The organism is Amycolatopsis speibonae (assembly GCF_042647925.1).
In the GTDB taxonomy this organism is placed as follows: domain Bacteria; phylum Actinomycetota; class Actinomycetes; order Mycobacteriales; family Pseudonocardiaceae; genus Amycolatopsis; species Amycolatopsis speibonae.
Genome location: NZ_JBHRWK010000079.1, coordinates 1 through 26,018 on the forward strand (window position 1 = coordinate 1; position 26,018 = coordinate 26,018).

25 protein-coding genes and 1 rRNA gene are annotated in these 26,018 nt (G+C 69.6%); 19 read left to right on the top strand and 7 right to left on the bottom strand.

Annotated features, from left to right (window positions below; translation table 11 throughout):
* The 9 genes from rrf to ACFOSH_RS36810 form a co-directional block, all read left to right on the top strand.
* Nucleotides 1–100, top strand: a 5S ribosomal RNA gene (gene rrf / locus ACFOSH_RS36770); the annotation flags it as partial.
* Between the two features lie 166 nt (nucleotides 101–266).
* The gene (locus ACFOSH_RS36775; RefSeq protein ID WP_378245059.1) at nucleotides 267–2,252 is read left to right on the top strand and encodes a hypothetical protein; all 1,986 of its coding nucleotides are present in this window, start codon (nucleotides 267–269) and stop codon (nucleotides 2,250–2,252) included.
* Nucleotides 2,245–3,234: an HAD-IIA family hydrolase gene (locus tag ACFOSH_RS36780; protein ID WP_378245061.1), complete on the top strand. Its 990-nt coding sequence runs from the start codon at nucleotides 2,245–2,247 to the stop codon at nucleotides 3,232–3,234. Before ACFOSH_RS36775 ends, ACFOSH_RS36780 begins: the two co-directional genes overlap by 8 nt.
* A gap of 76 nt (nucleotides 3,235–3,310) precedes the next feature.
* The gene (locus ACFOSH_RS36785) at nucleotides 3,311–3,499 is read left to right on the top strand and encodes a hypothetical protein (protein ID WP_378245335.1); all 189 of its coding nucleotides are present in this window, start codon (nucleotides 3,311–3,313) and stop codon (nucleotides 3,497–3,499) included.
* Nucleotides 3,500–3,503: 4 nt separating this feature from the next.
* Nucleotides 3,504–4,319: a TlyA family RNA methyltransferase gene (locus ACFOSH_RS36790; protein ID WP_378245063.1), complete on the top strand. Its 816-nt coding sequence runs from the start codon at nucleotides 3,504–3,506 to the stop codon at nucleotides 4,317–4,319.
* The gene (locus ACFOSH_RS36795; RefSeq protein WP_378245065.1) at nucleotides 4,316–5,227 is read left to right on the top strand and encodes an NAD kinase; all 912 of its coding nucleotides are present in this window, start codon (nucleotides 4,316–4,318) and stop codon (nucleotides 5,225–5,227) included. The genes ACFOSH_RS36790 and ACFOSH_RS36795 overlap by 4 nt, the downstream gene beginning before the upstream one ends.
* Before the next feature lie 53 nt (nucleotides 5,228–5,280).
* Entirely contained in the window at nucleotides 5,281–7,128 is a 1,848-nt protein-coding gene (gene recN, locus ACFOSH_RS36800) for a DNA repair protein RecN (protein ID WP_378245067.1), read from the top strand.
* A gap of 83 nt (nucleotides 7,129–7,211) precedes the next feature.
* The gene (gene steA / locus ACFOSH_RS36805) at nucleotides 7,212–8,396 is read left to right on the top strand and encodes a putative cytokinetic ring protein SteA (protein WP_378245069.1); all 1,185 of its coding nucleotides are present in this window, start codon (nucleotides 7,212–7,214) and stop codon (nucleotides 8,394–8,396) included.
* The gene (locus tag ACFOSH_RS36810) at nucleotides 8,393–9,340 is read left to right on the top strand and encodes a copper transporter (RefSeq protein WP_378245071.1); all 948 of its coding nucleotides are present in this window, start codon (nucleotides 8,393–8,395) and stop codon (nucleotides 9,338–9,340) included. The genes steA and ACFOSH_RS36810 overlap by 4 nt, the downstream gene beginning before the upstream one ends.
* A 52-nt stretch (nucleotides 9,341–9,392) precedes the next feature.
* Here the strand turns inward: ACFOSH_RS36810 and ACFOSH_RS36815 are convergent, their stop codons facing one another.
* A complete protein-coding gene (locus tag ACFOSH_RS36815; protein WP_378245073.1) occupies nucleotides 9,393–10,112 on the bottom strand; it encodes an aspartate/glutamate racemase family protein in 720 nt (239 codons plus the stop codon).
* Complete coding sequence (locus tag ACFOSH_RS36820) at nucleotides 10,112–11,428, bottom strand: NCS1 family nucleobase:cation symporter-1 (protein ID WP_378245075.1); 1,317 nt, start codon at nucleotides 11,426–11,428, stop codon at nucleotides 10,112–10,114. The genes ACFOSH_RS36815 and ACFOSH_RS36820 overlap by 1 nt, the downstream gene beginning before the upstream one ends.
* A gap of 148 nt (nucleotides 11,429–11,576) precedes the next feature.
* Between ACFOSH_RS36820 and ACFOSH_RS36825 the strand changes: the two genes are divergently transcribed.
* Nucleotides 11,577–12,254 carry a GntR family transcriptional regulator gene (locus tag ACFOSH_RS36825; protein ID WP_378245077.1) on the top strand — a complete coding sequence of 226 codons (678 nt, stop codon included), beginning with the start codon at nucleotides 11,577–11,579 and terminating at the stop codon, nucleotides 12,252–12,254.
* 187 nt (nucleotides 12,255–12,441) lie between these two features.
* Here the strand turns inward: ACFOSH_RS36825 and aroA are convergent, their stop codons facing one another.
* A complete protein-coding gene (gene aroA, locus ACFOSH_RS36830; protein WP_378245079.1) occupies nucleotides 12,442–13,728 on the bottom strand; it encodes a 3-phosphoshikimate 1-carboxyvinyltransferase in 1,287 nt (428 codons plus the stop codon).
* Nucleotides 13,729–13,816: 88 nt separating this feature from the next.
* Here aroA and ACFOSH_RS36835 point away from each other — a divergent pair, with 88 nt between their 5' ends.
* Both ACFOSH_RS36835 and ACFOSH_RS36840 read left to right on the top strand, forming a co-directional pair.
* On the top strand, nucleotides 13,817–15,517 hold the full coding sequence (locus tag ACFOSH_RS36835) for a CTP synthase (protein ID WP_378245081.1): 1,701 nt from the start codon (nucleotides 13,817–13,819) through the stop codon (nucleotides 15,515–15,517).
* Complete coding sequence (locus ACFOSH_RS36840; RefSeq protein WP_378245083.1) at nucleotides 15,514–16,140, top strand: NUDIX domain-containing protein; 627 nt, start codon at nucleotides 15,514–15,516, stop codon at nucleotides 16,138–16,140. Before ACFOSH_RS36835 ends, ACFOSH_RS36840 begins: the two co-directional genes overlap by 4 nt.
* A 274-nt stretch (nucleotides 16,141–16,414) precedes the next feature.
* Here ACFOSH_RS36840 and ACFOSH_RS36845 read toward each other — a convergent pair whose 3' ends face one another.
* Nucleotides 16,415–16,900: a DUF1707 domain-containing protein gene (locus ACFOSH_RS36845; protein ID WP_378245085.1), complete on the bottom strand. Its 486-nt coding sequence runs from the start codon at nucleotides 16,898–16,900 to the stop codon at nucleotides 16,415–16,417.
* Nucleotides 16,901–17,018: 118 nt separating this feature from the next.
* Between ACFOSH_RS36845 and xerD the strand changes: the two genes are divergently transcribed.
* From xerD to ACFOSH_RS36880, 7 genes are all read left to right on the top strand, one after another.
* Entirely contained in the window at nucleotides 17,019–17,921 is a 903-nt protein-coding gene (gene xerD, locus ACFOSH_RS36850; RefSeq protein WP_378245337.1) for a site-specific tyrosine recombinase XerD, read from the top strand.
* 92 nt (nucleotides 17,922–18,013) lie between these two features.
* The gene (locus tag ACFOSH_RS36855; protein ID WP_378245087.1) at nucleotides 18,014–19,030 is read left to right on the top strand and encodes a ParA family protein; all 1,017 of its coding nucleotides are present in this window, start codon (nucleotides 18,014–18,016) and stop codon (nucleotides 19,028–19,030) included.
* Nucleotides 19,027–19,446: a cobyrinic acid a,c-diamide synthase gene (locus ACFOSH_RS36860; protein WP_378245089.1), complete on the top strand. Its 420-nt coding sequence runs from the start codon at nucleotides 19,027–19,029 to the stop codon at nucleotides 19,444–19,446. Before ACFOSH_RS36855 ends, ACFOSH_RS36860 begins: the two co-directional genes overlap by 4 nt.
* Nucleotides 19,446–20,381, top strand: a complete 936-nt coding sequence (locus tag ACFOSH_RS36865) for a segregation and condensation protein A (RefSeq protein WP_378245091.1) — start codon at nucleotides 19,446–19,448, stop codon at nucleotides 20,379–20,381. The genes ACFOSH_RS36860 and ACFOSH_RS36865 overlap by 1 nt, the downstream gene beginning before the upstream one ends.
* Nucleotides 20,378–21,064 (top strand): SMC-Scp complex subunit ScpB, encoded by a 687-nt coding sequence (gene scpB / locus ACFOSH_RS36870; protein WP_378245093.1) that lies wholly within the window; start codon nucleotides 20,378–20,380, stop codon nucleotides 21,062–21,064. Before ACFOSH_RS36865 ends, scpB begins: the two co-directional genes overlap by 4 nt.
* Nucleotides 21,054–21,806, top strand: coding sequence for a pseudouridine synthase (locus ACFOSH_RS36875; protein WP_378245095.1), 753 nt, complete (start codon nucleotides 21,054–21,056; stop codon nucleotides 21,804–21,806). The genes scpB and ACFOSH_RS36875 overlap by 11 nt, the downstream gene beginning before the upstream one ends.
* A 94-nt stretch (nucleotides 21,807–21,900) precedes the next feature.
* On the top strand, nucleotides 21,901–23,769 hold the full coding sequence (locus ACFOSH_RS36880; RefSeq protein ID WP_378245339.1) for a Xaa-Pro dipeptidyl-peptidase: 1,869 nt from the start codon (nucleotides 21,901–21,903) through the stop codon (nucleotides 23,767–23,769).
* Between the two features lie 73 nt (nucleotides 23,770–23,842).
* Here ACFOSH_RS36880 and ACFOSH_RS36885 read toward each other — a convergent pair whose 3' ends face one another.
* From ACFOSH_RS36885 to ACFOSH_RS36895, 3 genes are read right to left on the bottom strand one after another with little or no spacing between them, the layout of a single operon-like run.
* On the bottom strand, nucleotides 23,843–25,039 hold the full coding sequence (locus ACFOSH_RS36885; protein ID WP_378245097.1) for a cation:proton antiporter: 1,197 nt from the start codon (nucleotides 25,037–25,039) through the stop codon (nucleotides 23,843–23,845).
* Nucleotides 25,040–25,045: 6 nt separating this feature from the next.
* Complete coding sequence (locus ACFOSH_RS36890) at nucleotides 25,046–25,528, bottom strand: cation:proton antiporter regulatory subunit (protein WP_378245099.1); 483 nt, start codon at nucleotides 25,526–25,528, stop codon at nucleotides 25,046–25,048.
* Nucleotides 25,529–25,543: 15 nt separating this feature from the next.
* Complete coding sequence (locus ACFOSH_RS36895; RefSeq protein WP_378245101.1) at nucleotides 25,544–25,936, bottom strand: DUF4267 domain-containing protein; 393 nt, start codon at nucleotides 25,934–25,936, stop codon at nucleotides 25,544–25,546.
* Nucleotides 25,937–26,018 lie beyond the last annotated feature (82 nt).

Sequence of the window (26,018 nt, forward strand, 5' to 3'; positions counted from 1 at the left end):
CAGGGAAACGCCCGGTCCCATTCCGAACCCGGAAGCTAAGCCTGACAGCGCCGATGGTACTGCAACCGAAGGGTTGTGGGAGAGTAGGACACCGCCGGACTAACTTCAGGACAGGGTCCTGACCAGGGTCGAGAACCCCTAACAGGTTCTCCCCGGTCAGGGCCCTGTCTCTTTTCATGTCCGTGGACGGACTAGAATGGTCCGCTGGCCCACCCTACGGGCGAGCGTAAGAGTCGAAAACTTTTTCAATAGTGGCAGGAGGCCAGGTGTCCGAGTTCGGTCGACGTGACTCAGATGATGGCGCGTCCGGCCGGTCGGGCCGCCGGGACGAGAGTCCCCGCGGAGGCCGGTCTGACGCGCAGCGAGGTGACCGGCGTGGTTCCGCCGGCGGCAGGCAGGACCGGGGCGGCCGCGACGGCGGCTACCAGGGCCGCCCGCGCCGTGACGACCGCGGTGCCCGCGGCACGAGCAGCTATTCCGGCAAGCCCGCCCGCGCCGGCGACGGTCCCCGCGACCAGCGCTCCGGTGGCGGTGGCAGCCGCTTCGCCGGACAGGGACGCGACGAGAACCGTCCGCGCTACAACAACGACGACCGCCGGAGCCCCGGCGCCGGCGACCGTCGTGACGACCGGTCCGGTGGCCGCGACAGCCGTGACAACCGCGGTGGTTACCGGTCCGACAGCCGTGACAGTCGTGACAGCAGGGGCGGTTACCGCTCGGACGACCGTCGTGACAGCCGTGGCGGCGACAACCGCAGCGGCGGCGACCGCGGTGGCTACCGCTCGGACAACCGCGAGAACCGCGGCGGCGACCGCGGTGGTTACCGGTCCGACAACCGTGACAACCGTGACAGCCGTGACAGCCGGGGTGGCGACCGCGGTGGTTACCGCTCCTCGGACAGCCGTCCCGAGCGTCGCTACGACAACCGTTCGGACAGCCGGTCCGACAGCCGCTCGGACAACCGTTCCGAGGGCCGCTACGAGAAGCGCTCCGACAGCCGGCCGGCCCGTTCCGGCTACGGCTCGGACAACCGCGGCCGGTCCGACGACCGCCCGTCCGGCAACCGCTACGAAGGACGCCCCCAGGGCAAGTCCTACAGCGACCGTGACAGCCGCGGCGACCGGGGCAGCGACAGCCGCGGCGACGACCGTCGCCCGTCCTACCGCGATCGTGACGATCGCGGTGGTTCCCGCTCCGGCGGCTACAACAGCGAGCGTCGCGACGACCGCCGTGGCCCCTCCTCGAGCGACCGCCGTCCCAGCAGTGGCGGCTACGAGCGCAAGTCCTACGGCGACCGCGACAACCGTGGTGGCGACAGTCGTGGAAGTGACAGCCGGGGCAGTGACAACCGCGGTGGCGGCTACCGTCCCTCCGGCGACCGCCCCGACCGCAGGCCTTCCGGTGACCGTCCGGAGAAGCGGTACGACGACAAGCGCGGAGACTCCCGTGGCGGTGAAGGCCGGTTCGAGCGCAAGCGTGACGACCGTCCCCAGCGTGACCGTTCCGAGGGCCGCAAGGACTTCCGGTCGTCGCCGCGTACCGACGACAGGCCGGTCGACGACGAGACCATGGCGCGCGAGTTGCTCGAGGCGCCGGAACTGCCCGAGGGCATCGAGTTCTCCGATCTGGACGAGGAGGTCCGCCGGGAACTCCGCACGCTGCCCAAGGCGCTCGCGGAAACCGTCGGCAAGCACCTCGTCGCGGCCGGCGGCCTCGTCGACGAAGACCCCGAAGCCGCGATGGCGCACGCCAAGTACGCGAAGGCCAAGGCTTCCCGTGTCCCGATCGTCCGTGAGGCGCTCGGCCTGGTCGCCTACCACGCGGGCAACTGGTCCGACGCCCTGTCCGAGCTGCGGGCAGTCCGCCGGATGACCCGGGCCGACGACCACATCGCGATCATCGCCGACGCCGAGCGGGCCATCGGCCGCCCGGAGCGGGCTCTCGACCTCGCGAAGGAGGTCGACAAGGAGCGCCTGTCCAAGGCGACCCAGATCGAACTCGCGATCGTCGCGGCCGGCGCGCGGCGCGACCTCGGCCAGCTCGACGCCGCCGTGGTCTCGCTCCAGAGCGACGACCTCAAGGCGGAGAAGCGCGACCCGTGGAGCGCCCGGCTGTTCTACGCCTACGCCGACAACCTCGCCGCCGCCGACCGCAAGGACGACGCGATCCGCTGGTTCCTGAACGCGGCAGAGGCCGACGAGGAGGACGAGACCGACGCCGCCGAGCGCGCCGCGGAGCTCACGAATGGCTGACGCTCTGTCGGCCGGGTACGACGCGGTCCTGTTCGACCTCGACGGCACGGTCTATCACGGCAGCAAGGTGGTCCCGGGCGCGCCGGAAGCACTCCGGGCACTCCGGGACCACGGCACCGCCGTCCGGTGGGTGACGAACAACGCCTCCAAGGCGCCCGCTGAGGTCTCCGCGCATCTGGAGGCACTCGGGCTCACCGCGACCCCCGACGAGGTCCACACGAGCTCTCAGGCCGCCGCGGCCCTGCTGGGTGAGCGGCTGCCTCAGGGCGCCGTGGTGCTCGTCGTGGGCACGGAGTCGCTGGTCGCCCAGATCGAGTCGGCGGGGCTGCGCACGGTCCGGGAAGCCGGGCCGGACGTGGCTGCCGTGGTGCAGGGGCATTCCCCGGAGAACACCTGGGCCGCCCTCGCGGAGGCGTGTCTCGCCATCCGCGCGGGTGCGCTGTGGGTGGCGACCAACGTCGACGCGACCCTGCCGACCGAACGCGGTCTGCTGCCGGGCAACGGGTCGATGGTCGCCGCCCTGCGCACCGCCACCGATGTCGAACCGCTGGTGGCGGGCAAGCCGGCGCCGCTGCTGTTCACCACGGCGGCACGCGACGCGGGCGCTGAGCGTTCGCTCGTCGTGGGCGACAGGCTGGACACCGACATCGAAGGTGCGGTCGCGGCCGGGATCGACGCGCTCTGTGTCCTGACCGGTGTCGCCGACGCCGCGTCCTTGATCAAGGCGAGGCCCGAGGAGCGTCCGCGCTACCTCGCGTGGGACCTGTCCGGGCTGAGCAGCCGGGCGGACCTGCTCGAAGTCGGGCCCAAGGACGGCTGGCGCGTCACCGCACAGGGTGACGTGCTCGAGGCCGAGGGCGAAGGTGACCCCCTGGACCTGTTGCGCGCGTTGTGCGCGGTGGCCTGGGAGTCGGGGATCACCGAGGTCCGTGGTGTGGGCGACACCGCCCGTGCCGCGCTCGGCGAGCTACGCCTCGCCTGACCAGCGCTGCTAACTTGGTGGGGTGCAAGACCACTTCCCTCCCGTTCCGCGACCCCCGGTTCCCGGCCCGCCGCCGGTGCCGGGACCGCCGCCGGTTCAGCAAGAGCAGTTCGCACAGCAGGACACCGATCCGCGTGCCGGGGTCGACGAAGCCGTGGCGGGTCTCGACGACCTCGCCGCGCTTCCGCTCTCGGAACACGTCGACCGTTTCGAAGCCGTGCACACCGAGCTGACGGTGGCGTTGTCCACCATCGACAAGGTCTGACCGCGTGCCCAAACGCGCCCGCCTGGACGCGGAGCTCGTCAGGCGGAGGCTCGCCCGCTCCCGGGAACAGGCGTCCGCGCTGATCGCCGAGGGCAAGGTCACCGTGCGCGGGATGGTGGCCACCAAACCCGCGACCGGGGTCGAGACCGACGCGCCGATCGTGGTGCGAGACAGCGACGATCCCGGCTGGGCCTCGCGCGGCGCGCACAAACTGCTCGGCGCGCTCGAAGCCTTCACCCCGCAAGGTCTTTCGACCGAGGGAAAGCGCTGCCTCGACGCGGGCGCCTCGACCGGTGGCTTCACCGATGTGCTGCTGCGCAACGGCGCCGCCACGGTGATCGCCGCCGACGTCGGCCGCGGCCTGCTGGACTGGCGCCTGCGCACCGATGACCGGGTGGTCGTCCTCGACAAGACGAACGTCCGCAACCTGACCCCGGAAGACCTCGGCGGCCAGGTCGACCTCGTGGTCGGGGACCTCTCGTTCATCTCGCTCAAGCTCGTGCTGCCCGCGCTGGCCGCCTGCGCCCGGGACGGCGCCGATCTGGTGCCGATGGTGAAACCGCAGTTCGAGGTCGGCAAGGACCGGCTCGGCAGCGGCGGCGTCGTCCGTGACCCGGAGCTGCGGGCCGAATCGGTGCTGGGCGTGCTCGCCGAGGCCGAGAAGCTGGACCTGCGCCTGCGTGGCGTGGTGGCGAGCCCGCTTCCCGGGCCGTCCGGGAACGTCGAATACTTCGTCTGGCTTACCCGCGGGGCGGGAGAGACCCTCGGCACCGACGCCGAGCGGCTCGTCCGGACCGCAGTCCTGGAGGGACCCCAATGAGCGATCGCGAGGTGCTGCTCGTCGTGCACCCGGACCGGGACGCGACCCGGGACGCGGCACGCGAGGTTTCGGCCCGTTTCGCCAAGGCCGGTGTGCGGCTGAGGGTGCTCGACGAGGACGTCCGGGAGATGCTGGAGGCGGACGGCGGGATCGGGGCGCCCTGCACGGTCATGGCGCCTGAGCAGGATCCGGCCGCCGGGACCGAGCTGGTGTTCGTGCTCGGCGGCGACGGCACGCTGCTGCGGGCCGCGGAACTGGCCAGGCCGAACGGCGTCCCGGTCCTCGGCGTGAACCTGGGCCGGGTCGGGTTCCTCGCGGAGGCCGATTCGGACAAGCTCGCCGACACCGTCCAGCGCGCTGTCGACGGCGACTACCAGGTCGAAGAGCGGATGACCGTCGATGTCGTGGTCAGCGTCGACGGCGAGGAGACCGTCCACACGTGGGCGCTCAACGAGGCCAGTGTCGAGAAGAGCTCGCGTGAGCGGGTGCTGGACGCGCTCATCGAGGTCGACGGAAGGCCTGTGTCGTCCTTCGGCTGCGACGGCGTCCTGTGTGCCACTCCGACCGGCTCGACGGCGTACGCGTTCTCGGCGGGCGGGCCGATCATCTGGCCGGACGTCCAGGCACTGCTGGTGGTCCCGAGCAACGCGCACGCGATGTTCTCCCGGCCGCTGGTCGTCTCCCGCGACTCGGAGATCACCGTCGCCATCGATCCGGACGGCTCGCCCGCCGTCCTGACCTGCGACGGATCGCGGACCTTCGAACTTCCCGCCGGCGCGGCCGTGCGGGTCACCTGCGGTCAGGTGCCGGTGCGCCTGATCCGGTTGTGGGAAGGCCCGTTCACCGATCGGCTGGTGCACAAGTTCTCGTTGCCGATCAAGGGCTGGCGGGAGCGACACGCCCGCTGACAGATGTCATGAAAGGGTCGTTCAGGACGAAAAACGTCTTGAACGACCCTTTCATGACGTGGCGGGTGCGGGAATGGTCGGGGTGGGCCGCTACGGTGGGCGTCGTGCTGGCCGAGATGCGCATCCAGGGCCTCGGAGTCATCGAGGACGCCCTGCTGGAACTGCACGCGGGCTTCACCGTGGTCACCGGTGAGACGGGTGCGGGCAAGACGATGGTCGTCAGCGGGTTGCACCTGCTCTCCGGCGGCCGAGCCGAAGTGTCCAAGGTGCGAACGGGAATGCTGAAGGCCTTCGTGGAAGGCCGATTCGAGCTGGGCGGTGCCGAGGGCGCCACCCGGATCGTCACCGACGCCGGGGCGGAGGTCGACGAGGACGGCAGCGTCATCGCGCTGCGCGCGGTCTCGGTAGACGGCCGGTCCCGCGCCCACCTCGGTGGCCGTTCGGTGCCGGTCGGCGTGCTGGCCGACCTGTCCGAGCAGCTGATCGCTGTCCACGGGCAGAACGATCAGCTGCGGCTGCTGCGGCCCGCCGAGCAGCGCGCGGTGATCGACAGGTTCGCCGGTGAGGCCGTCGCCGAGCCGCTCGAGCTGTACCGCGCGGTCCGGGACGAGTGGCTCGCCGTCGTCGCCGAACTGACCGAGCGGTCCACCCGCTCCCGTGAGATGGCCCAGCAGGCTGACCTGCTGCGGCACGGGCTCACCGAGATCGACGCCGTCGCGCCCGAACCCGGCGAGGACACCGAGCTCACCGAGCAGATCAAGCGGCTCGCCGCGGTCGACGAGCTGCGCGGGGCGTCCAGCGCCGCGCACGCCGCCGTCGCCGGTTCGCCGGACGGGGATCCGGACGTGCCCGGCGCGCTGGGGCTGATCGGCGAGGCGACACGGCACCTGACCGGTTCCGAGGACGCCGTGCTGCGTGAACTCGGGCCCCGGCTGGACGAAGCCTCGGTGCTGCTGTCCGAAGTGGGCGCCGAGCTGGGCAGTTACCTCGAAACCCTCGACGCGGACCCGGCTCTGCTGGAGAAGGTGCTCGCGCGGCAGGCCGATCTGAAGCGGCTCACGCGCAAGTACGCGGCCGATGTGGACGGTGTGCTCGCCTGGGCCGACGACGCCCGCCGCCGGATGTCCACGATGGACACCTCCGAGGAAGCGCTGGCCGAGCTGGCCAAGCGCCGTGACGAACTGGCGGTGACCCTCGCCGAGCACGCCCTGCGCCTGTCGGAGGCGCGTGTCGAGGCCGCCGCCGAACTGGCCGAGGCGATCACCGCCGAGATGTCCGGGCTCGCCATGGGCCAGGCGGAGATCGAGATCACCGTCGAGCGGCGCACCGTGGACGAGAGCGACTCGCACGCGGTGAAGGTCGAAGGCAGGCTCGTGCACGCCGGCTCCGACGGGGTCGACGACGTCGAACTGCTGCTGCGGGCGCACGACGGCGCACCGCCGCTCCCGGTGCACAAGGCCGCTTCCGGCGGTGAGCTCTCCCGTGTGATGCTGGCGATCGAGGTCGTCCTCGCGCACGCGGACACCGTGCAGACGCTGGTGTTCGACGAGGTCGACGCCGGGGTCGGCGGCCGCGCGGCGGTCGAGATCGGCAGGCGCCTGGCGCGGCTGGCGCGCAGTCACCAGGTCCTGGTGGTCACGCACCTGCCGCAGGTGGCCGCGTTCGCCGATCAGCACCTGGTGGTGGACAAGGGCACGAGCGGCGGGGTGACCCGCAGTGGCGTGCGCGTGCTCAAGCAATCGGAGCGGGTCGTCGAACTCGCCAGGATGCTCGCCGGAATGGAAAGCACCGAGACCGGACGGGCGCACGCGGAGGAATTGCTCGCCGTCGCCGAGGCCGACAAGAGCGCGCCGGACAAGCCCAAAGCCCGTCGCGGCGGAAAGCGCAAGAAGGCCAAGTAACGCGACCCGGTGTGGGTTAATCGGCGTGTTTCCATCGGCGTGGCGGACGCAGAAGGCCGCGGGGATTTGTCACTATCGGTCGCATGAAGCTCACCGGCTTGCTCACGCGTAACCAAGAGACCCTCCCCGGGATCATTGGCGTCGCCAGGGTCGACAGGCGCACGCGCGAGCTGCTCCGCCGGTTGAGCCCGGGCGACATCGTCGTCCTCGACCAGCTCGATCTCGACCGTTCGACGGCCGATGCCTTGGTGGAGGCCGAAGTCGCGGCGGTGGTGAACGCTTCGCCGTCGATTTCCGGCCGGTTCCCCAACCTGGGCCCGGAGATCCTGCTCGAAGCGGGGATCCCGCTGGTCGATTCGGTCGGCGGCGAACTGCTGCGCAAGGTGAAGGACGGCACGAAACTCCGCCTGCACGAGGGCGTCGTCTACATCGGTGAGCGCCAGATCGGGTCGGGGATCCAGCAGACGCGCGAAAGCGTCGCGGACCAGATGATCGAGGCCAAGGCCGGGATGTCCACCCAGCTGGAGGCGTTCTCCGCGAACACGATCGAATTCCTGCGCCGGGAACGCAGTCTTATTCTCGACGGCGTCGGTGTTCCGGAGATCCGGGTTCCGCTACGGGACCGGCACGCCCTCGTGGTCGCCGGCGGCAACGGGCACGCCGAAGACCTCAAGAAGCTGAAGAAGTACATCTCCGAGCACCGCCCGGTGCTGATCGGTGTCGACGCCGGGGCCGACACCCTGCGCGCGCAGGGGTACCAGCCGGACGTCATCGTCGGCGACCCGCACGGGATCGGCGCCGAGACACTGCGCAGTGGCGGCGAGGTCGTGGTCCCGGCGCAGCCGGACGGGCACGCGCCGGGGGTCGAGCGCATCCAGGACCTCGGGATCGGCGCGGTCACCTTCCCCGCGACGGGCAACGCCGAAGATCTGGCGCTGCTGCTGGCCGACGCGCACGAGGCGAGCCTGGTGGTCACCGTCGGTTTCCAGGCGACGCTGCGGGAGTTCCTCGACCACGGCCGGTCCGGGTCGAACCCCTCGACGTTCCTCACCAGGCTCAAGCTCGGCACGAAACTGGTCGACGGCAAGGCTGTCGCGACCCTGCACCGCAGCCGGGTGTCCATCGGCGCCATCGTCCTGCTGGTCGTGGCGACCCTGGTGGCCGTCGCGGCCGCACTGCTGGTCTCCGACGTGGGTTCGGTCTACCTCGACTGGATCCGCGAGACCTGGAATTCGTTCATCGCTTGGGGCAAGGGACTTTTCACGTGATTTCACTGCGGTACCACATCGTTTCCATCGCCGCCTGCTTCCTGGCGCTCGCGCTCGGGGTGGTGCTCGGGTCCACGGCGCTGAACGGTTCGCTGCTTTCGGGCCTCGCCGGCCAGAAGGAGGACCTGGGTTCCCAGGTCGCGGATCTGGAGACGCAGCGCAATTCGCTCAACGCCAGGCTCGGTGACGCGGACGCGTTCGCCGGTGCGATGGGGCCGAAGGTCGTCGCCGGGCAGCTGGACAAGCGTTCGGTGGTGCTGGTGACCACGGAGGACGCGAAGCCCGCGGACCGCGACGCACTCAAGAAGCTCGTCGGGCAGGCAGGGGCCGCCGTCACCGGTGAGATCCAGCTGACCGAGGCGTTCTCCGACCCGATGCGGTCCGATCAGCTGCGTGACGTCGTGACGCGGCTGCAGCCCGCCGGCGTCCAGTTCCCGACCGCGGGCGACCCCGGCACCCTCGCCGGCGCTCTGCTGGGCTCGGTGGCACTGCTGAACAAGGACAACGCGCAGCCGCAGTCCACGCCGGTGGAGCTGGCGGCCGCGCTCGGCGGGCTCACCGACGGCGGTTTCCTCAAGACCGGCGGGGACGTGAAGCCCGCGCAGCTCGCGATCGTGCTCACCGGTTCGAAGTACACCGGCGACGGCGCCGGTGACCGCGCCTCGACCGTCGCGCGCTTCGCCGCGCAGCTCGACCGCTCCGGGGCGGGCACCGTCCTGGCCGGTGACGCGGGATCCGCCGACGGCACCGGCGCGCTCGGCGTCATCCGCGCCGACACCTCGTCGACGTCCATCCTGTCCACTGTGGACAACGCGGAGACCGCGGCGGGCCGGGTCACCACGATCATGGCGCTGCGCGAGCAGCTTGAAGGCGGCGCGGGGCGCTACGGCATCGCGGGCAACGCCCAGGCGCCCGCTCCGGGGATCGCCGCCGAAGGCAACTGACCTCTCGCATTTCGGCACCTGGTTGCGATACGTGCGCGTGCAAGCATCGCAACTAGGTGCCGAATTGCGTGGGCCAGACGCGGGTCTTGGGGAGCGGGCGGGCATAGGAGCCGGCCCGGCTGGTCTTGAGGTCCAGGGCGACAAGAGACTCGGCCAGGCGGACCGCCGCGGCGACGCCGTCGATCACCGGGATGCCGAGCATCGCGGAGATCCGCCGGTCCAACCCGGTCATCCCGGCACAGCCGAGGACGAGGACCTCCGCGCCCGCGTCCCGGGCCCGGCGCCCGGCGGTCAAGAGCGCCGATTCCGTCCGGCGTTCGTCGGTCAGTTCGAGGACGCCCAGCCCGGCACCGAGGACGCCGACACAGTTCTGCGCGACGCCGGAGGCGTGCAGGCCATCCTCGATGAGCCCGCACGTGCGGTCCAATGTGGTCACGACGCCGTAGCGTCTTCCCAGCAGGCAAGCCAGATGCGCGGCCGCCTCGGTGATGTCGACGACCGGGACGTCGAGCAGTTCCCTGGCGCCTTCCCGCCCGTGCTCGCCGAAACCGGCCATCACGAGCGCGTCGAACGGTTCGTCCAGCCCGTTCAGGAGGTCGAGGACGGCCGCGGCGCTCAGGAAGCTGTCCAGCCATCCCTCGGCGGATTCCGGGCCCCACAACGGCGTTCTGGCCAGGATCTCGGTGCCGGGACTCGCCGCGGCGCGGGCGCCCGCCTCGATCTCCTTGGTCATCGCCTCGGTCGTGTTGCAGTTGGTGACCAGGATCCGCATCACGCGACTCGCTGTTTCCGGGACACGGCGAAGTACAGCGCGGCCGCCGAAGCGGTGCCGAGGAACCACGAGTACGGCGCTGCGGGGGCGAAGAACGGCACCAGCGCGATGACCGCGGACAGTGCCGCGGTGGGCAGGAAGGTGACCATCGCCCGCGGGTTGAACCCGTGTTTGTAGTGGTACGGCGAATCGGATCCCGCCACGAACAGCTTCCACGGCAGCACGCACAGCGCCGCGACCGCGCTGATCATCCCGCCGATGGTGAAGGTGATCCGTTTCGGCCAGATGTTGGCCAGGTCGTAGGCGGGGGAGACGAAGTTCGCGACGATGTTCACGCCCATGGTGGCGATCGCGAAAGTCAGCGCGCCGATGATCAGCACCGGCGTGTTGTCGATGCGGGCCAGCAGTTCGGCCGGGTCGGTGATGGCCTCGCCGAACACCTGCAGGCTGCCCGCAGTGACGAGCACCGACAGCAGCGCGAACGCCGTCGAGTGGATCGGCAGACCCCAGAAGTTGCCGCGCCGCACCGTTTTCTGGCTCGGGGCGAATCGGGAGAAGTCGCAGAAGTTGAGCATCAGGGTGCCGTAGATCGACAGGATCAGGCCCACCGCGCCGAACCACTGCCGTACTTGCTCCCCTGTGGACAGTGCCTTCGGGTTGCCGGTCAAGGAGATGTTCCAGTCCGCCGCGGCCAGTACCCACACCGCGAGCGCGATCATCACGATCCAGATGCCCGGACCGCACCAGTCCTGGAACTTGCGCACGGCCTCCATGCCGCGGGTGAGCACCAGTGCCTGCGCGAGCCACAGTGCGACGAAACAGATCCAGCCGAGCGCGTGCAGACCGAGGAAACCCACCTCTGTCAACGGTTTCAGCCCCGGATCGATCGCGAGCACGAGCAGCGTGATGGCCACGGAGGCAAGGTAGGTCTGGATGCCGTACCAGAAGATCGCGATGATCGCGCGGATCAGCGCCGGCAGGTTCGCGCCGAAGGTGCCGAAACTGATGCGGGCGACGACGGGGAAGGGGACGCCGGTCTGCTGCCCGATCCTGCCCATCAGGTTCATGCCGAAGTAGATGAGCACGAAGCCGGTCAGCAGCGCGGTGAACACCTGCCACGCCGAGAGCCCGAGCACGAACAGGCCCGCCGCGAACGTGTAGTTGCCGAGGTTGTGCACGTCCGACATCCACAGCGCGAAGATGTCGTAGACCTTCCAGCGGCGTTCCTTCGCCGGCGCGAGATCCTCGTTCCAGAGCCTCGGATCGGGCTGATCCGCTGCGTGGGCTTCGGTACCGGTGGCTGGGGCGGCGGTCATGCGGGCCTCCGATCGACGGGGAACTCCGGTCGATTTGGTATCCCAAAATTTGGCATCCCAAATATCACCCCGCGGTGGCCCGTCGTCAAGGTTTCTGCCGATAAACTCGGGTTACGGGCTGTTACAGCAGTGTTGAAGGGGAGGTCCGGTGACCGAGGAAGGACCGCGGCAGCCGCTGGCCGCGACCCGGCAGCGGGTCCGGGACGAGCTGCGCGAACGGATCCTCGACGGACGGTTGAAGCCGGGGGACCGGCTGGTCGAACGGGAACTCGCCGAGGACCTCGGGGTCTCGCGGGTCCCGGTGCGCGAGGCCATCCGCAGCCTGGAGGCCGAAGGCTTCCTCGCCGTCCAGTCACCCCGGCGCATCGTCGTGCGTCAGCTGGCCAAAGCGGACGTCGAAGAGCTGTTCGACGTCCGTGAGGCGCTCGAAGGGCTCGCCGCCGGGCTGGCCGCCGAGCGGGCGGGCAAACCGGAACTCCGCTCGCTCGACCGCCTGCTCACCGAGGCCGCGCGCGCCACCGAAAGCGGCGACCCGGCCCGCATCACCCTGCTCAACACCCGCTTCCACGACGAGATCGTCGCGCTGGCGGGCAACGGGCTGCTGAACGAGATCCTCCGCCCGCTCGAGGGCAGGCTGCGCTGGCTCACCAGCCAGAACGAGCACTGGGGTGAACTGCTCGACGAGCACCGCCGTCTCTATGACGCGATCGCGTCGGGCGACGCGGACCGCGCACGGGCCCACGCCGTCGAGCATGTGCGGGTGAATCGCGCGGTCACGTTGCGGACCTTGTTCCCCGAGGATGACGGAGAACGCTCCGCGGGCTGAACCGGCCGGCGGGCTCGTGAGTGATAAGTGTCGTTAGAACGACCCAAAACACTCACGACCACCCCGACCCGTCCCTCAGCCTGCTTCAGGTGGTCGCCTGCCTGTCGATGACGCCCGAGCTGTCGATGCTGATGGAAGGCCTGAAGCCGATGATCGACCTGTGGCGCGGCTCGCCGTTCGCCGGAGGCTAGCCGAGCATCGAAGTCCAGGCTTCGGCGAATCCGGGGAAGGTCTTCCCGACCGTCTCCGGGTTCTCCACCTCGACGCCTTCGACGCGCAGCCCCAGCACGGCCGCCGCCATCACCAGCCGGTGGTCGTCGTAGGTGTGGAACTTCCCGCCGTGCAGCGGGGCCGGCGTGATCCGCAGCCCGTCCTCGGTCTCGCGGACGTCGGCTCCGAGCGACGACAGCTCGGTGGCCAGCGCGGTCAGCCGGTCGGTCTCGTGGCCGCGCAGATGCGCCACCCCGGAGATGATCGACGGTCCCTCGGCGAGGCACAGCAGCGCCGCGATGACCGGCGTCAGTTCGCCGACGTCGTGCAGATCCAGTTCGACGCCGGGGATCGTGCCGCTGCCGCTGACGGTCAGGCCGCCCGCGTCGAGTTCGGCCGTCGCGCCGAGGACGGGCAGCAGGCTGCGGAGCCAGTCGCCGGGCTGGGTCGTCCGCTGCGGCCAGCCCGCTATCCGCACCGTGCCGCCGGTCGCGACCGCCGCGGCGACGAACGGCGCCGCCGTCGAGAGATCCGGCTCGACGACGTACTCGGGGCAGGAAAGCCTTGTCGGGGCGACGTGGAACTCGGCACCCTCGCGGTCCACAGTGGCCCCGAAGCGGCGGAGCATTTCGGAGGTCATGGCGATATGCGGTTCGCTCGGTACCGCGCCGCCGACCAGGCGCACGGTGACACCCTGCTGGAACGACGGGCCCGCGAGCAGCAGGGCGGACAGGAACTGGCTCGACGCCGAGGAGTCCAGGTCGACCTTGCCGCCCCGCAGGCCGCCTTCGCCGTGGACGGTGAACGGCGGTGCCTCGCGTCGATCGTCGTCGATGCGGGCGCCGAGGCCGCGCAGCGCCTTCAGCAGCGGCCCGATCGGACGGCGCCGGATGGCCTCGTCGCCGTCGAACAGCGCCGGGCCGGTGCCCAGCGCCGCGAGCGCGGGGGTGAACCGGGCGACCGTGCCCGCGTTGCCGAGCTCCACCCGGACGGTCTCTTCGGGATGGACGCGGCCGGGGCCGAGCGGATGCACGAGGTAGCCGCCGATGCTGCCCTGCGAGTGCGCGCCGAGGGCGTAGATCGCGCCGAGCATCAGCCGCGCGTCCCGGGAGTCGAGCGGGGTCCGCACCCGCGTCGGCGCGCTGGCGAGCGCGGCGAGGACGTAGGCCCGGTTGGTGATCGACTTCGAACCGGGGACGCGGATGTCCGCGTCCAGCGGGCCTTCCGCGACCGGTGCGGTCCAGGTGTCGTGCGCGTCTGTCACGCCGCGAGGGTAGCGGTTTTCCACTCCATCGGACGCTTGCGGCGTGGCCGGTGAGCGCTTCGGCGGGCGTGCGATAAGGTGGAAGCCCGTGGGACTTCAGTCGCGGGCTACCAAGTATGTCTTTGTCACCGGAGGCGTTGCCTCCTCTCTGGGTAAGGGACTCACGGCTTCCAGCCTGGGTCAGCTCCTTACCGCACGTGGGCTCCGGGTCACGATGCAGAAGCTGGATCCGTACCTCAATGTCGATCCAGGCACCATGAACCCGTTCCAGCACGGTGAGGTGTTCGTCACCGACGACGGCGCCGAAACCGATCTGGACATCGGGCACTACGAGCGTTTTCTCGACCGGGCTCTCGACGGCAAGGCCAACGTCACCACCGGGCAGGTGTACTCCGAGGTCATCGCCAAGGAGCGTCGCGGTGAGTACCTCGGCGACACCGTGCAGGTCATCCCGCACATCACCGACGAGATCAAGGCCAGGATCACCGCCGCGGCGGGCGCGGACGAGGACGGGAACAGCCCGGACGTCGTGATCACCGAGGTCGGCGGCACCGTCGGCGACATCGAGTCGCTGCCGTTCCTGGAGGCCTGCCGTCAGGTCCGCCACGACGTCGGCCGCGACCAGTGCTTCTTCCTCCACGTCTCGCTGGTCCCGTACCTCGCCCCGTCGGGCGAGCTGAAGACCAAGCCGACCCAGCACTCGGTCGCGGCGCTGCGCAACATCGGCATCCAGCCGGACGCGCTCGTCTGCCGCGCCGACCGTGAGCTGCCGGAGGACCTCAAGCGCAAGATCGGCCTGATGTGCGACGTCGACACCGAGGCCGTCATCGCCTGTCCCGACGCGCCGTCGATCTACGACATCCCGAAGGTGCTGCACCGTGAGGCGCTCGACGCCTACGTGGTGCGCCGCCTCGGGCTGCCGTTCCGCGACGTCGACTGGACCGTGTGGGGCGACCTGCTCGACCGGGTGCACAACCCGTCGGAGACGGTGCGGGTCGCGCTCGTCGGCAAGTACATCGACCTGCCGGACGCGTATCTGTCGGTGACCGAGGCGCTGCGCGCGGGCGGGTTCGCCCACCGCGCCAAGGTCCAGATCTCGTGGGTCCCCTCGGACTCCTGCGAGACCCCGGCCGGTGCGGCCGCGGCGCTGTCCGATGTGGACGGTGTGCTGGTGCCCGGCGGGTTCGGCGTGCGCGGCATCGAGGGCAAGGTCGGCGCCATCGCCTACGCCCGGACGCACGGGCTGCCGCTGCTGGGCCTCTGCCTCGGCCTGCAGTGCATGGTGATCGACGCGGCGCGGAACCTGGCCGGGATCTCCGACGCGAACTCGGCCGAGTTCGAGGACGGCCCGAACCCGGTCATCTCCACGATGGCCGACCAGCGCGACGTCGTCGCGGGCGAGCGCGACATGGGCGGCACGATGCGGCTCGGCGCCTACACCGCCAAACTCAAGCCGGGCTCGCAGGTCGCGAAGGCGTACGGCAGCACCGAGGTCTCCGAGCGGCACCGTCACCGCTACGAGGTCAACAACGCCTACCGCAAGCGCCTTTCCGAGGCCGGTCTGGTGTTCTCGGGTACCTCGCCCGACGACCACCTGGTCGAGTTCGTGGAGCTGCCCGCCGACAAGCACCCGTTCTTCGTCGGCACCCAGGCGCACCCGGAGCTCAAGAGCCGCCCGACCCGTCCGCACCCGCTGTTCAGCGCGTTCGTGAAGGCCGTCGTGGACCGCAAGGTCGCCGAGCGGCTGCCGGTCGAGCTGCCCGAAGCCGCTCAGACGGGAGCGCGGTGACCGAGCCCGGTAAGCACGAGTTCACCGTCGCGTCCACAAGGGACGTCCACATCGGACGTGTCGTGGGGCTGCGGGTCGACGAGGTCGTGATGCCCGGCGGCGGCACCGCCCGCCGTGAGGTCGTCGAGCACCTCGGCGCCGTCGCCGTCGTCGCACTCGACGCCGACGGCGCGGTCACGCTGATCCACCAGTACCGCCACCCGGTCGGGCGGCGGCTGTGGGAACTGCCGGCCGGGCTGATCGACAAAGCGGGGGAGAACCCCGTCGGCGCGGCGAAACGCGAGTTGGTCGAGGAGGTCGGGCTCAGCGCCGAGCGCTGGGAGACCCTGGTCGACGTCGCGGCGTCGCCCGGCTTCACCGACGAGGTCGTCCGCGTCTACCTCGCCCGCGAACTGTCCGAAGTGGACAGGGAGGTCCTCGGCGAGGAGGAGGCCGACCTGGTCATGCGGAAGTTCCCGCTCGCCGAGGCGGTCCGGATGGCGCTGGCCGGTGAGCTGGTGAACGGGGCGACCGTCGGTGGCGTGCTGGCCGCGCACACGGTGCTTTCGGGGGCGGCTTCGACGCGGCCCGCGGACGCGCCTTGGGAGACCCGGCCGACGAAGTTCGCTTCACGCGGTCTCTAGCCCCCTTCGCGCGCTATGAAAGGTCCTTTCCTTGCGAAATTTGCAAGGAAAGGACCTTTCATGGCATTCGGGAGCCGGGGAGCTCAGTCGCGCGGACGGTGGCCCTGCGCGTCGGTGCCGCCGTTCCCTGGCGGGACTCGCGTGCTTGAAAGGCGAACACGCGTGATCAGGCACGTGACTCGCGTGTTTGGATGGCGAACACGCGTGATCAGACGGGCGACACACGGAACCGGCCGGCAGTAGGTGTCCGGGAGACGGTGGTTGACCGAGGGGCTCAGTCGCGGAGACGGTGGCCTTGCGCGTCGGTGCCGCCGTTCGCCAGCAGAACGATCCCGTCGACGATCGGCCAGACCACCCCGATGCCGCAAGTGAACACCACGACCGCCAGCTGGGCGAGCGCGATCCCGACATGGCCGGTGTAGAAGCGCCCGATCCCGAACGGCAGCACGATCTGCAGCACCCCGGCGGCGACCTTCGACTTCGGCGAGTACGGCAGGATCGCGACAGGCTGCTGGTAGACGGGGACGAAGGGCGGCGGCTCGAACCGCGGTGCCAGGAAAGTCGGATGCGGCGCGGGCAGGTCCTGGAACAACGGCCGGATTTCGCCGAGCGTCGCGGCCTCGTACGCGGCGAGGACCCGGCCCTCGTACTCGTCGGGCGTGATCCTGCCCTGGCTGTAGTGATCGGCGAGCAGGCGCGCCGCCTCTTCGCGTTCGGCGGTGCCGACGCGCATTTCCTCCGGACCCGGTTGCTCGGACATGCTCCCAAGGTAGCCCGTTTCACACCCGCGACGCGGTATGCGCGGCGAACACCCGAATGGGTCCCGGTGGTCCTAGAGTGTCCGTGTGTCACGGGCCGGCGGTGCTGGAGTCGCCCAGGTGGTCGGCGCTTACCTCGACCATCTGGTGGTCGAGCGCGGAACAGCGAGGAACACCCTCGACAGCTACTCCCGCGACCTGCGCCGCTACACCGCGTACCTCGGCGACGCCGACGTCGAGCGTTTCACCGACGTCACCTCGGCGCACATCACCTCGTTCGGCGCCGCGCTGCGTGAAGGCGACGAAGAACATCAGCCGCTGGCCGCGTCCTCGGCGGCCCGCGCGCTGGTCGCGGTGCGGGGGCTGCACAAGTTCGCGCACGCCGACGGCATCACCGAGAACGACCCGGCCCGTGAGGTCCGCCCGCCCGCCGCGGCCAAGCGGCTGCCCAAGGCGCTGCCGGTCGACGACGTGCTGAGACTGCTGGAAGCCCCGCCTCCCGAGGGCGAACGGCCGCTGCGGGACCGGGCGCTGCTGGAACTGCTCTACTCCACCGGCGCGCGGATCTCCGAGGCCGTCGGGCTCGACGTCGACGACATCGACGACACCGAACGGACCGTGCTGCTCGACGGGAAGGGCGGCAAACAGCGGATCGTGCCGATCGGCCGTCCCGCGCTCGAAGCGGTGCACGCGTACCTCGTCCGCGCGCGGCCGGCGCTCGCCCTGAACGGCCGGGGGACACCGGCGATGTTCCTGAACGCCCGCGGCTCCCGGCTCTCCCGGCAGAGCGCGTGGCAGGTACTCAAGGACACCGCGGAATCCGCGGGCATCACGGCGGGAGTTTCCCCGCATACGTTGCGCCATTCCTTCGCCACGCATCTTCTCGAAGGCGGCGCGGACGTCCGCGTCGTACAGGAACTGCTCGGTCACGCCTCGGTGACCACCACCCAGGTGTACACGCTGGTCACGGTCACCACGCTCCGCGAGGTCTACGCGACAGCACATCCCCGCGCGCTCGGCTAATCGACCCTGTCGGTCCCGGCGAGCCTCTTTGTCTCGACTCGCGAATCGCGCATAGGCTGCCGACGACCCTGCCGAGGAGGAGATTTCGCGCCATGTCGACACCGAACGAGCCGGCGAAGCCGTCCGCGTCCGCTGGTTCGGCCGCGGCGAGCCTCCATCAGGTGACCATCGCAACCCCCGCCGAACACGACGGCGACGAACCGTCGGAGGACACGATCTCTTCCCGCGGCCGCAAGGCCAAGCGCGCCAAAGAAACCAAGCAGCAGGAACGCGAAAGGGAAGGCATCGGCCCGACCGGCCGCCCGCTGCGCGAGATCCCCGAACCGCGGCCGCTGGAGCGGCACGGTCCCGCACTGGTGATGGCCATGTGCAACCAGAAGGGCGGGGTCGGCAAGACCACCTCGACCATCAACCTCGGCGCGGCGCTGGCCGAATGCGACCGCCGGGTGCTGCTGGTCGACTTCGATCCCCAGGGCGCGCTCTCGGTCGGTCTCGGCATTCAGCCGCACGAACTGGACCAGACGGTCTACAACGTCATCATGGAGCGCTCGGTCAGCATCACCGACGTCATCCGGAAGACCCGGGTGGACGGCGTCGACCTGCTGCCGAGCAACATCGACCTGTCCGCGGCCGAGGTCCAGTTGGTCGCAGAGGTAGGGCGCGAACACACTTTGTTACGGGTGCTTCGTCCGGTCATGAACGACTACGACTATGTTCTTGTCGACTGCCAGCCCTCGCTAGGCCTGCTGACGGTGAACGCACTGACCGCCGCGGACGGTGTGATCATCCCGCTGGAGTGCGAGTTCTTCAGTCTGCGAGGCGTAGCGCTCCTGATCGACACCATCGAGAAGGTGCAGGAACGCCTCAACCCCAAACTGGACATCACCGGGATTCTCGCCACCATGTACGACCCGAGAACCCTGCACTCGAAGGAGGTCATGGCGAGAGTGGTGGAGGCATTCGGCGACACCGTGTTCGACACGGTGATCAACCGCACCGTGCGGTTCCCCGAGACGACGGTCGCGGGCGAGCCGATCACGACCTGGGCTCCCAAATCAGCCGGCGCGGCGGCCTATCGCGCGTTGGCACGCGAGGTGATCGCTCGGTGAGCAGGCGAGCTTCCCTGCCCGGAGCGTCCGAACTTTTCAGGATCACCTCCAGCCCGGCCCTCGATCTCCCGCCCGCGCCCGCGCAGCCCGCCCCCTCGACGGGGAACGGCAACGGGAACGGTTCCGGGGACGAGACAGCGCACAAGGACCAGCTGACCCGTGCCGCGCGCAGCGGTTCGGGGCGGACCAAGCACGACGCGAAGATCACCGTCTACGTCTCCGGCGACGAACTGCTGGCGATGGAGCAGGCCAGGCTGAACCTCCGGGCGAAGCACGGGCTCGTGCTCGATCGCGGCAGGCTGGTCCGCGAGGCGGTGGCCGTCCTGCTGGCCGACTTCGACGCGGCGGGCGAAGAGTCGGTACTCGTCCAGCGATTGCGGGCGGGCAGCGAGGACGGGAAAGAGACCGAGAGCTGATGGACGACCCGGCCGCGGCTGCTCCCAGCGGCCCGGAGCCGGTCGAGCGGACAGAAGCAGACGAGACCCCCGCCGTGCACGAGACCGTGCACGGCGGGATGGTTCCCGAAGGACTGGCCAGCGAAGAGCTGAGCACGTCCAAGTTCAAGGTGAACCTGGCGAACTTCCAGGGCCCCTTCGACCTGCTGCTCCAGCTGATCTCGCAGCACCAGCTCGACGTCACCGAGGTCGCGCTGCACCGGGTCACGGACGATTTCATCGCCTACACCCGCGCGCTCGGCACGGAATGGAACCTCGACGAGACGACCGAGTTCCTGGTCATCGCGGCGACCCTGCTCGACCTCAAGGCGGCACGGCTGCTGCCCGCCGCCGAAGTGGAGAGCGAAGACGATCTCGCCCTGCTCGAAGCTCGGGACCTGCTGTTCGCGCGAGTGCTGCAGTACCGGGCGTACAAGCAGGTCGCGGCGCTGTTCGGTGAGCTGGAGGCCGGCGCGCTGCGGCGGTATCCGCGATCGGTGGCGCTCGAAGACCGGTTCATGGGGCTGCTGCCCGAGGTGATGCTCGGTGTCGACCCGGCGAAGTTCGCGGAGATCGCTGTCGCGGTCTTCAAGCCGAAGCCGCCGCCGACGGTGTCGATCGCGCACATCCACATGGGCCGGGTCTCGGTGCGCGAGCACGCCGCGTTGCTGCGGCTCAAGCTCGCGGAACGGGGCGAAGCGACCTTCACCGAGCTCGTCGAGGACTGCGAGCACACCGTCGAGATCGTGGCGCGGTTCCTCGCGCTGCTGGAGCTGTACCGCGAGGCGACGGTCCAGTTCGAGCAGCTGGAGGCGCTCGCCGAACTGCACGTGCGCTGGACCGGCGGGTCCGTGGCGGAGGCGTCGGTGGCGGCAGAACACGACCGCGCCGCCGTTGAAGACGAGGAGTACGGGTGAGCCCGGAGAACACCGAAGAGACCGAGAAGACCGAAGACACCCCAGTGGCGCCCGAAGAGACTTCGGAGCCCGACGCGCCCGTTGCCGAGCCGTCTTCCGACGAAGGGCTCGTGGCGGCAGGGGACGGCGACTATCCCGACGTCACCTCCGACGAGGCGCTCGAAGCGGCGCTCGAGGCGTTGCTCCTGGTCGTCGACTCGCCGATCAACGAGGAATCGCTCGCCGAAACCGTCGGCCAGCCCGTGTCGCGGGTGACCGTCGCGCTGCGCACGATGGCGCAGAAGTTCACCGACCGGACCAGCGGAATCGACCTGCGCCGAGTCGGCGAAGGGTGGCGGTTCTACACTAGGGACGTCTATGCCCCGTTCGTGGAGAAGCTTCTGCTCGACGGCCAGCGTTCCAAGCTGACGCGAGCCGCGCTGGAGAGCCTCGCCGTGATCGCCTATCGGCAGCCGGTGACCAGGGCCAGGGTCGCCGCCGTCCGAGGTGTGAACGTGGACGGGGTGGTCAGGACGCTGCTGGCGCGCGGCCTGATCGAGGAGATGGGGGCCGACCCCGAAACCACTGGCACGCTGTACGTGACGACCGAGCTGTTCCTGGAGCGACTGGGACTGTCGTCCCTGGCCGACCTTCCCCCGATCGCTCCCTTGCTACCCGAAGTGGACACCATCGATGACATCTGACGCCCATCCCGACGGCATTCGGCTGCAGAAGGTCCTTTCGCAGGCCGGCGTCGCCTCGCGGCGCGCGGCCGAGGACCTGATCGTGCGCGGTCGCGTGAGCGTGGACGGCAAGGTGGTCACCGAACTCGGCCGCCGGGTCGATCCGGACAACTCCGTGATCCACGTGGACGGCACCCGCGTCCAGGTCCGCGAGGACCTCGTGTACCTCGTGCTGAACAAGCCCAAGGGCGTGCACAGCACGATGAGCGACGACCGCGGCCGCCCGTGCGTCGGCGACTACCTGCGCGGCCGGTACGAGGAGACGCCCGGCATCGTGCACGTCGGCAGGCTCGACGAGAACACCGAAGGTCTCCTTCTGCTCACCAACGACGGAGACCTCGGCCACCGGCTGATGCACCCGTCGTTCCAGGTGCTGAAGACCTACTTCGCCGAGGTAGAGGGCATCGTCCCGCGCGGCCTTGGCAAGGAACTGCGGGCGGGCTTCGAGCTGCCGGACGGCATCGTGAAGGTCGACCAGTTCCGGGTCAAGGACATGCTGGCCGGGCGGACCCAGATCGAGCTGGTCATCCACGAGGGGCGCAAGCACGTCGTGCGGCGGCTGATGGCGGCCACCGGGCACCCGGTGCGCAAACTGGTCCGGACCGCGCTCGGCGACGTCCAGCTCGGCGCCCAGCGGTCGGGCTCGATCCGGCGGCTGAACCGCGGCGAGGTCGGCTCGCTCTACCGCGCTGTCGATCTGTAAGACTTTCCGCTCTACTGCACTGGTGGTTCATCGCGTTTAGCTCTTCCTGACGGGCTTTCAGCCGACGGGGAAGGGCTCAACCGTGAAAACAGTTGTGCTGGCAGGGATTTTGGCGGTCGCCGCGGCCGTGGTCGCGGCGCCGCAGTCCGCGGCGAAACCGCGGGGCAGCGAACCGGTCTACGACTTCGCCCAGGCCGTCCGCGAGACGGCTTGGGTGGACATCGGCCTCGACGGGGACGGCGACGGCCGCTCGGACCGGGTCGCCGCCGACATCATCCGCCCGAAGGAACCGGCGGCGCAGGGCAAGAAGGTCCCGGTCATCATGGACGCGAGCCCGTACTACTCGTGCTGCGGGCGCGGCAACGAGAGCGAGCTCAAAACCTACGACTCGGCGGGCAGGCCGGTCGGGTTCCCGCTCTACTACGACAACTTCTTCGTGCCCCGCGGGTACGCCGTGGTCCTGGTGGATCTGGCCGGTACCAACAAGTCGCGCGGTTGCACCGACATCGGCGGGCCCTCGGACGTCAACTCGGCGCGCAAGGTCGTCGACTGGCTGAACGGCCGGGCGAACGGCTTCACGACCGCGACGGGCTCGACCAAGACGAACGCGTCCTGGTCGACGGGCGCGGTCGGCATGATCGGGAAGTCCTACGACGGCACGGTGGCCAACGGCGTCGCCGCGACCGGTGTCGACGGGCTCAAGACCATCGTGCCGATCGGTGCCATCAGCTCCTGGTACGACTACTACCGCTCCGACGGCGCGAGCCTGCGCCAGGGCAGCCCGGCGGGGCTGGCGCAGACGGTGTCCCAGCGCAACGGCGGGCAGAACTGCGGCGCGGCGAACCAGAAACTCACCGCGGGCGCGACCTCGAACGGCGACTACAACGCGTTCTGGCTCGACAGGGACTATGTCCAGAGCGCCTCGAAGGTGAAGGCCAGCGTGCTCGCTTCGCACGGCCTGGGCGACCTGAACGTCAAGACGATCAACTTCGGGCAGTGGTGGGAAGCGCTGAACGTCGAGCGCAAGATCTGGCTCACGCAGGCCGGCCACGTCGACCCGTTCGACTACCGGCGCTCGGCCTGGGTCGACACCCTGCACAAGTGGTTCGACCACTACCTGCTCGGCGTCGACAACGGCATCGAGAAGACCCCTGGCGCGAGTGTGGAACGCGAGCCCGATGTCTGGGTGGACCAGGCCGCATGGCCCGCGGGGAACGCTGTCACCCTGCGGCCCGCGTCCGGCGGCACGCCGGGTGTCGGCACGCTCGGCACGATCGCGGGAACGGGCACGGCGTCGTTCACGGACTCCTCGGGGCAGACGTCGAACGGCTGGGCCGCGAGGCCGACGGAGACAGCGAGCGGACGCGTGCTGTTCAGCACCGGCGCGCTCGCGAAGGACCTTCAGGTGTCCGGGACGGCGAAGGTGACTGTGACCGCGACGCCGTCGACGTCCACAGCGCGGCTCTCGGCGATCCTGGTGGACTACGGCCCGGCGACCATCCGGAACTACACCGGGCCCAAGGAAGGCATCAAGAACGAGATGACGCAGTCGTGCTGGGGTTCGAGCGCTTCCGGCAATGACGCCTGCTACCTGAACACGAGCACCGACGCGGTCTCGGTGGGGCTGAACATCATCAGCCGCGGGTGGGCGGATCTGGCCAACTACCGTTCCCTGAGCCAGGAGTCGCCGCTGACGCCGGGGCAGCCGTACACCGTGACATTCCGGCTGGCGAGTACGGATCATGTTGTCCCGCAAGGACATCAGCTCGCGCTGATCATCGGCGGGACGGACGGTTCGTTCATCTCGGGTCCGTCGCAGTACCCGAAGATCACGGTGGACCTCGGCAAGACCTCGCTGGCGCTGCCTGTGGTGGGCTCTGGACCGTCGGGGGTTCCAGCGGCGCTTCCGGTGGCTCCGGTGGGGATCGCTCCGGCCACCGTTTCGGGGCTTGAGCGCGGGTAGGCCAATGCTATGAAAGGTCCTTTCCTTGCAAAATTTGCAAGGAAAGGACCTTTCATAGCGCGCGGGGGAGGGGTCAGCCGGTCTGCGAGGCGGGGCTCTTCGAACCGAAGGGGCGGCGCTGCAAAGCGCGGGCCACCGGCTCGACGATCCGCGCGGCTGTCGGGCCGAGGATCGCCATCAGGAGCACGTACGCCGTCGCGAGTGCCGCGAGTTCGCCGGTCACGGCGCCCGCAGCCACCGCCAGCCCGGCGATGACGATCGAGAACTCGCCTCGGGCGACCAAGGCCGCTCCGGCACGAGCCCGGCCCATCTTCCCGATGCCTTGTCTTCGTGCGGCCCACCAGCCGGTGCCGACCTTCGTGAGCGTGGTCGCCACCGCCAGGACGACCGCCCAGCCGAGCACGGGCGGGATCGACGCGGGGTTGGTGTTGAGCCCGAACACGACGAAGAACACGGCCGCGAAGAGGTCCCGCAGCGGTTCGAGTATGTGCGTCGCGTTCTCCGCCGTCGAACCCGAGATCGCGATACCGAGCAGGAACGCGCCGACCGCGGCCGACACCTGCATCGCCGAAGCGATTCCGGCGACCAGCAGGGCCGCGCCGAGGACCTTGAGGAGGAACACTTCACGGTCCGGGCTGTCCACCGCGGCGGAGACGTACCGGCCGAACTTCAGCGCGATCACCAGGACCACCGTGATGACCATCAGCGAGATCCCGACGGCCTTCAAACCGCCGAGGAAGCTGACACCGCCGAGCACCGCGGTGAGGATCGGCAGGTACAGCGCCATCACCAGGTCTTCGAACACCAGGATCGACAGCACCACCGGCGTTTCCCGGTTACCGAGCCGCCCCAGGTCGCCGAGGACCTTCGCGATGATCCCGGACGACGAGATGTAGGTGACGCCCGCCATGACGATCGCGCCGATCGGCCCCCAGCCGAGGATGAGCGCGACGATCGCGCCCGGCGCGGCGTTGAGCACGATGTCCACGACCCCCGCCATCCACGAGCGTTTCAGCCCGGTGAACAGTTCGGCGGCGGAGTACTCCAGGCCCAGCAGGAGCAGCAGCAGGACGACACCGATCTCGCTGGCGAGGTGGGTGAAGTCGCCGATGTCGCCGAGCGGGATGAGCCCGCCCTGCCCGAAGCACAGGCCGCCGATCAGGTACAGCGGGATCGGGGACATCCCGATCTTCCCGGCGAGGCGCCCTAAAGCGCCCAGCCCGAAGAAGACCGCCCCGAGTTCGATCAAGGACAGTGCGGTGTGATCCATCCGCGATCAGCCGTACTTCAGGATCTTGACGGCGGCCTCGAGACCTTCGGACGTGCCGACCGCGACGAGCAGGTCGCCCGCGGTGAGGTTGAAGTCCGGCGTGGGGGAGGGGTGGACCTGACCGGCCCGCATCACCGCGACGACCGAGACGCTCGTGCGCGTCCGCATGGCGGTGTCGCCCAGCGTCCGCCCGTCGAACGGCGACGACGACTTGATCGGCAGCTGCTTGGTGTTGATGCCGGGCAGGTCCCGGTGCTCCTCGGTGAGCTGGGCGACCAGCTGGGGCGCGCCGAGCAGGTTCGCCAGCGCGCCCGCTTCGTCGGTGGTGAGCGGAAGTGAGGCCAAACAGGCGTCCGGATCGTCCGTTTTGGACAGAATCAGCTCGACGTGACCGTCGCGATGGGTCACGACGCCGACACGGCGGCCGTTGCGGGTGGCGAAGTCCTTGCGGACGCCTATTCCGGGGAGCGGGGTCACTTCGACGTTCACGTGAACAACGATAACTCACTGTCCGTTTTGCGCGGGACGGATCAGGAGCAACGCCGAGACCAGCACCATCAATGTGGCCGTCGCGCCGTGAATCCCGAACGCGGCGCCGGGGGAACCGTCGTGGGTCAGCACGATCAGCATGTCGCCGAACGGGATGAACGCCATCGCGAGGAGCGCCCAGCCCAGTGCTCGGGCGTTCCGGAACAGGAGCAGCGCGAGGACCACGAGTCCGGCGCCGATGTCGCGGACACCCTTCACCGCGAGGATCGGATCGCCCTTCATCGGCATGACGGGCAGGCCGAAGCCGCCCGTCTGGGTCTCCGGGAAGAACACGTAACCGGTGCCGAAGTAGAGGACGAAGAGCGCGAGGGCGAGGGACAGGGCATAAGCGATCTTGATTCTGGTCATGGTCTCCGACTCCGAAGCTAGCAGTGCTAGGAACAATGTGGACGCTAGCAATAGTATCGATAGTTTGTCTAGCACTGCTAGG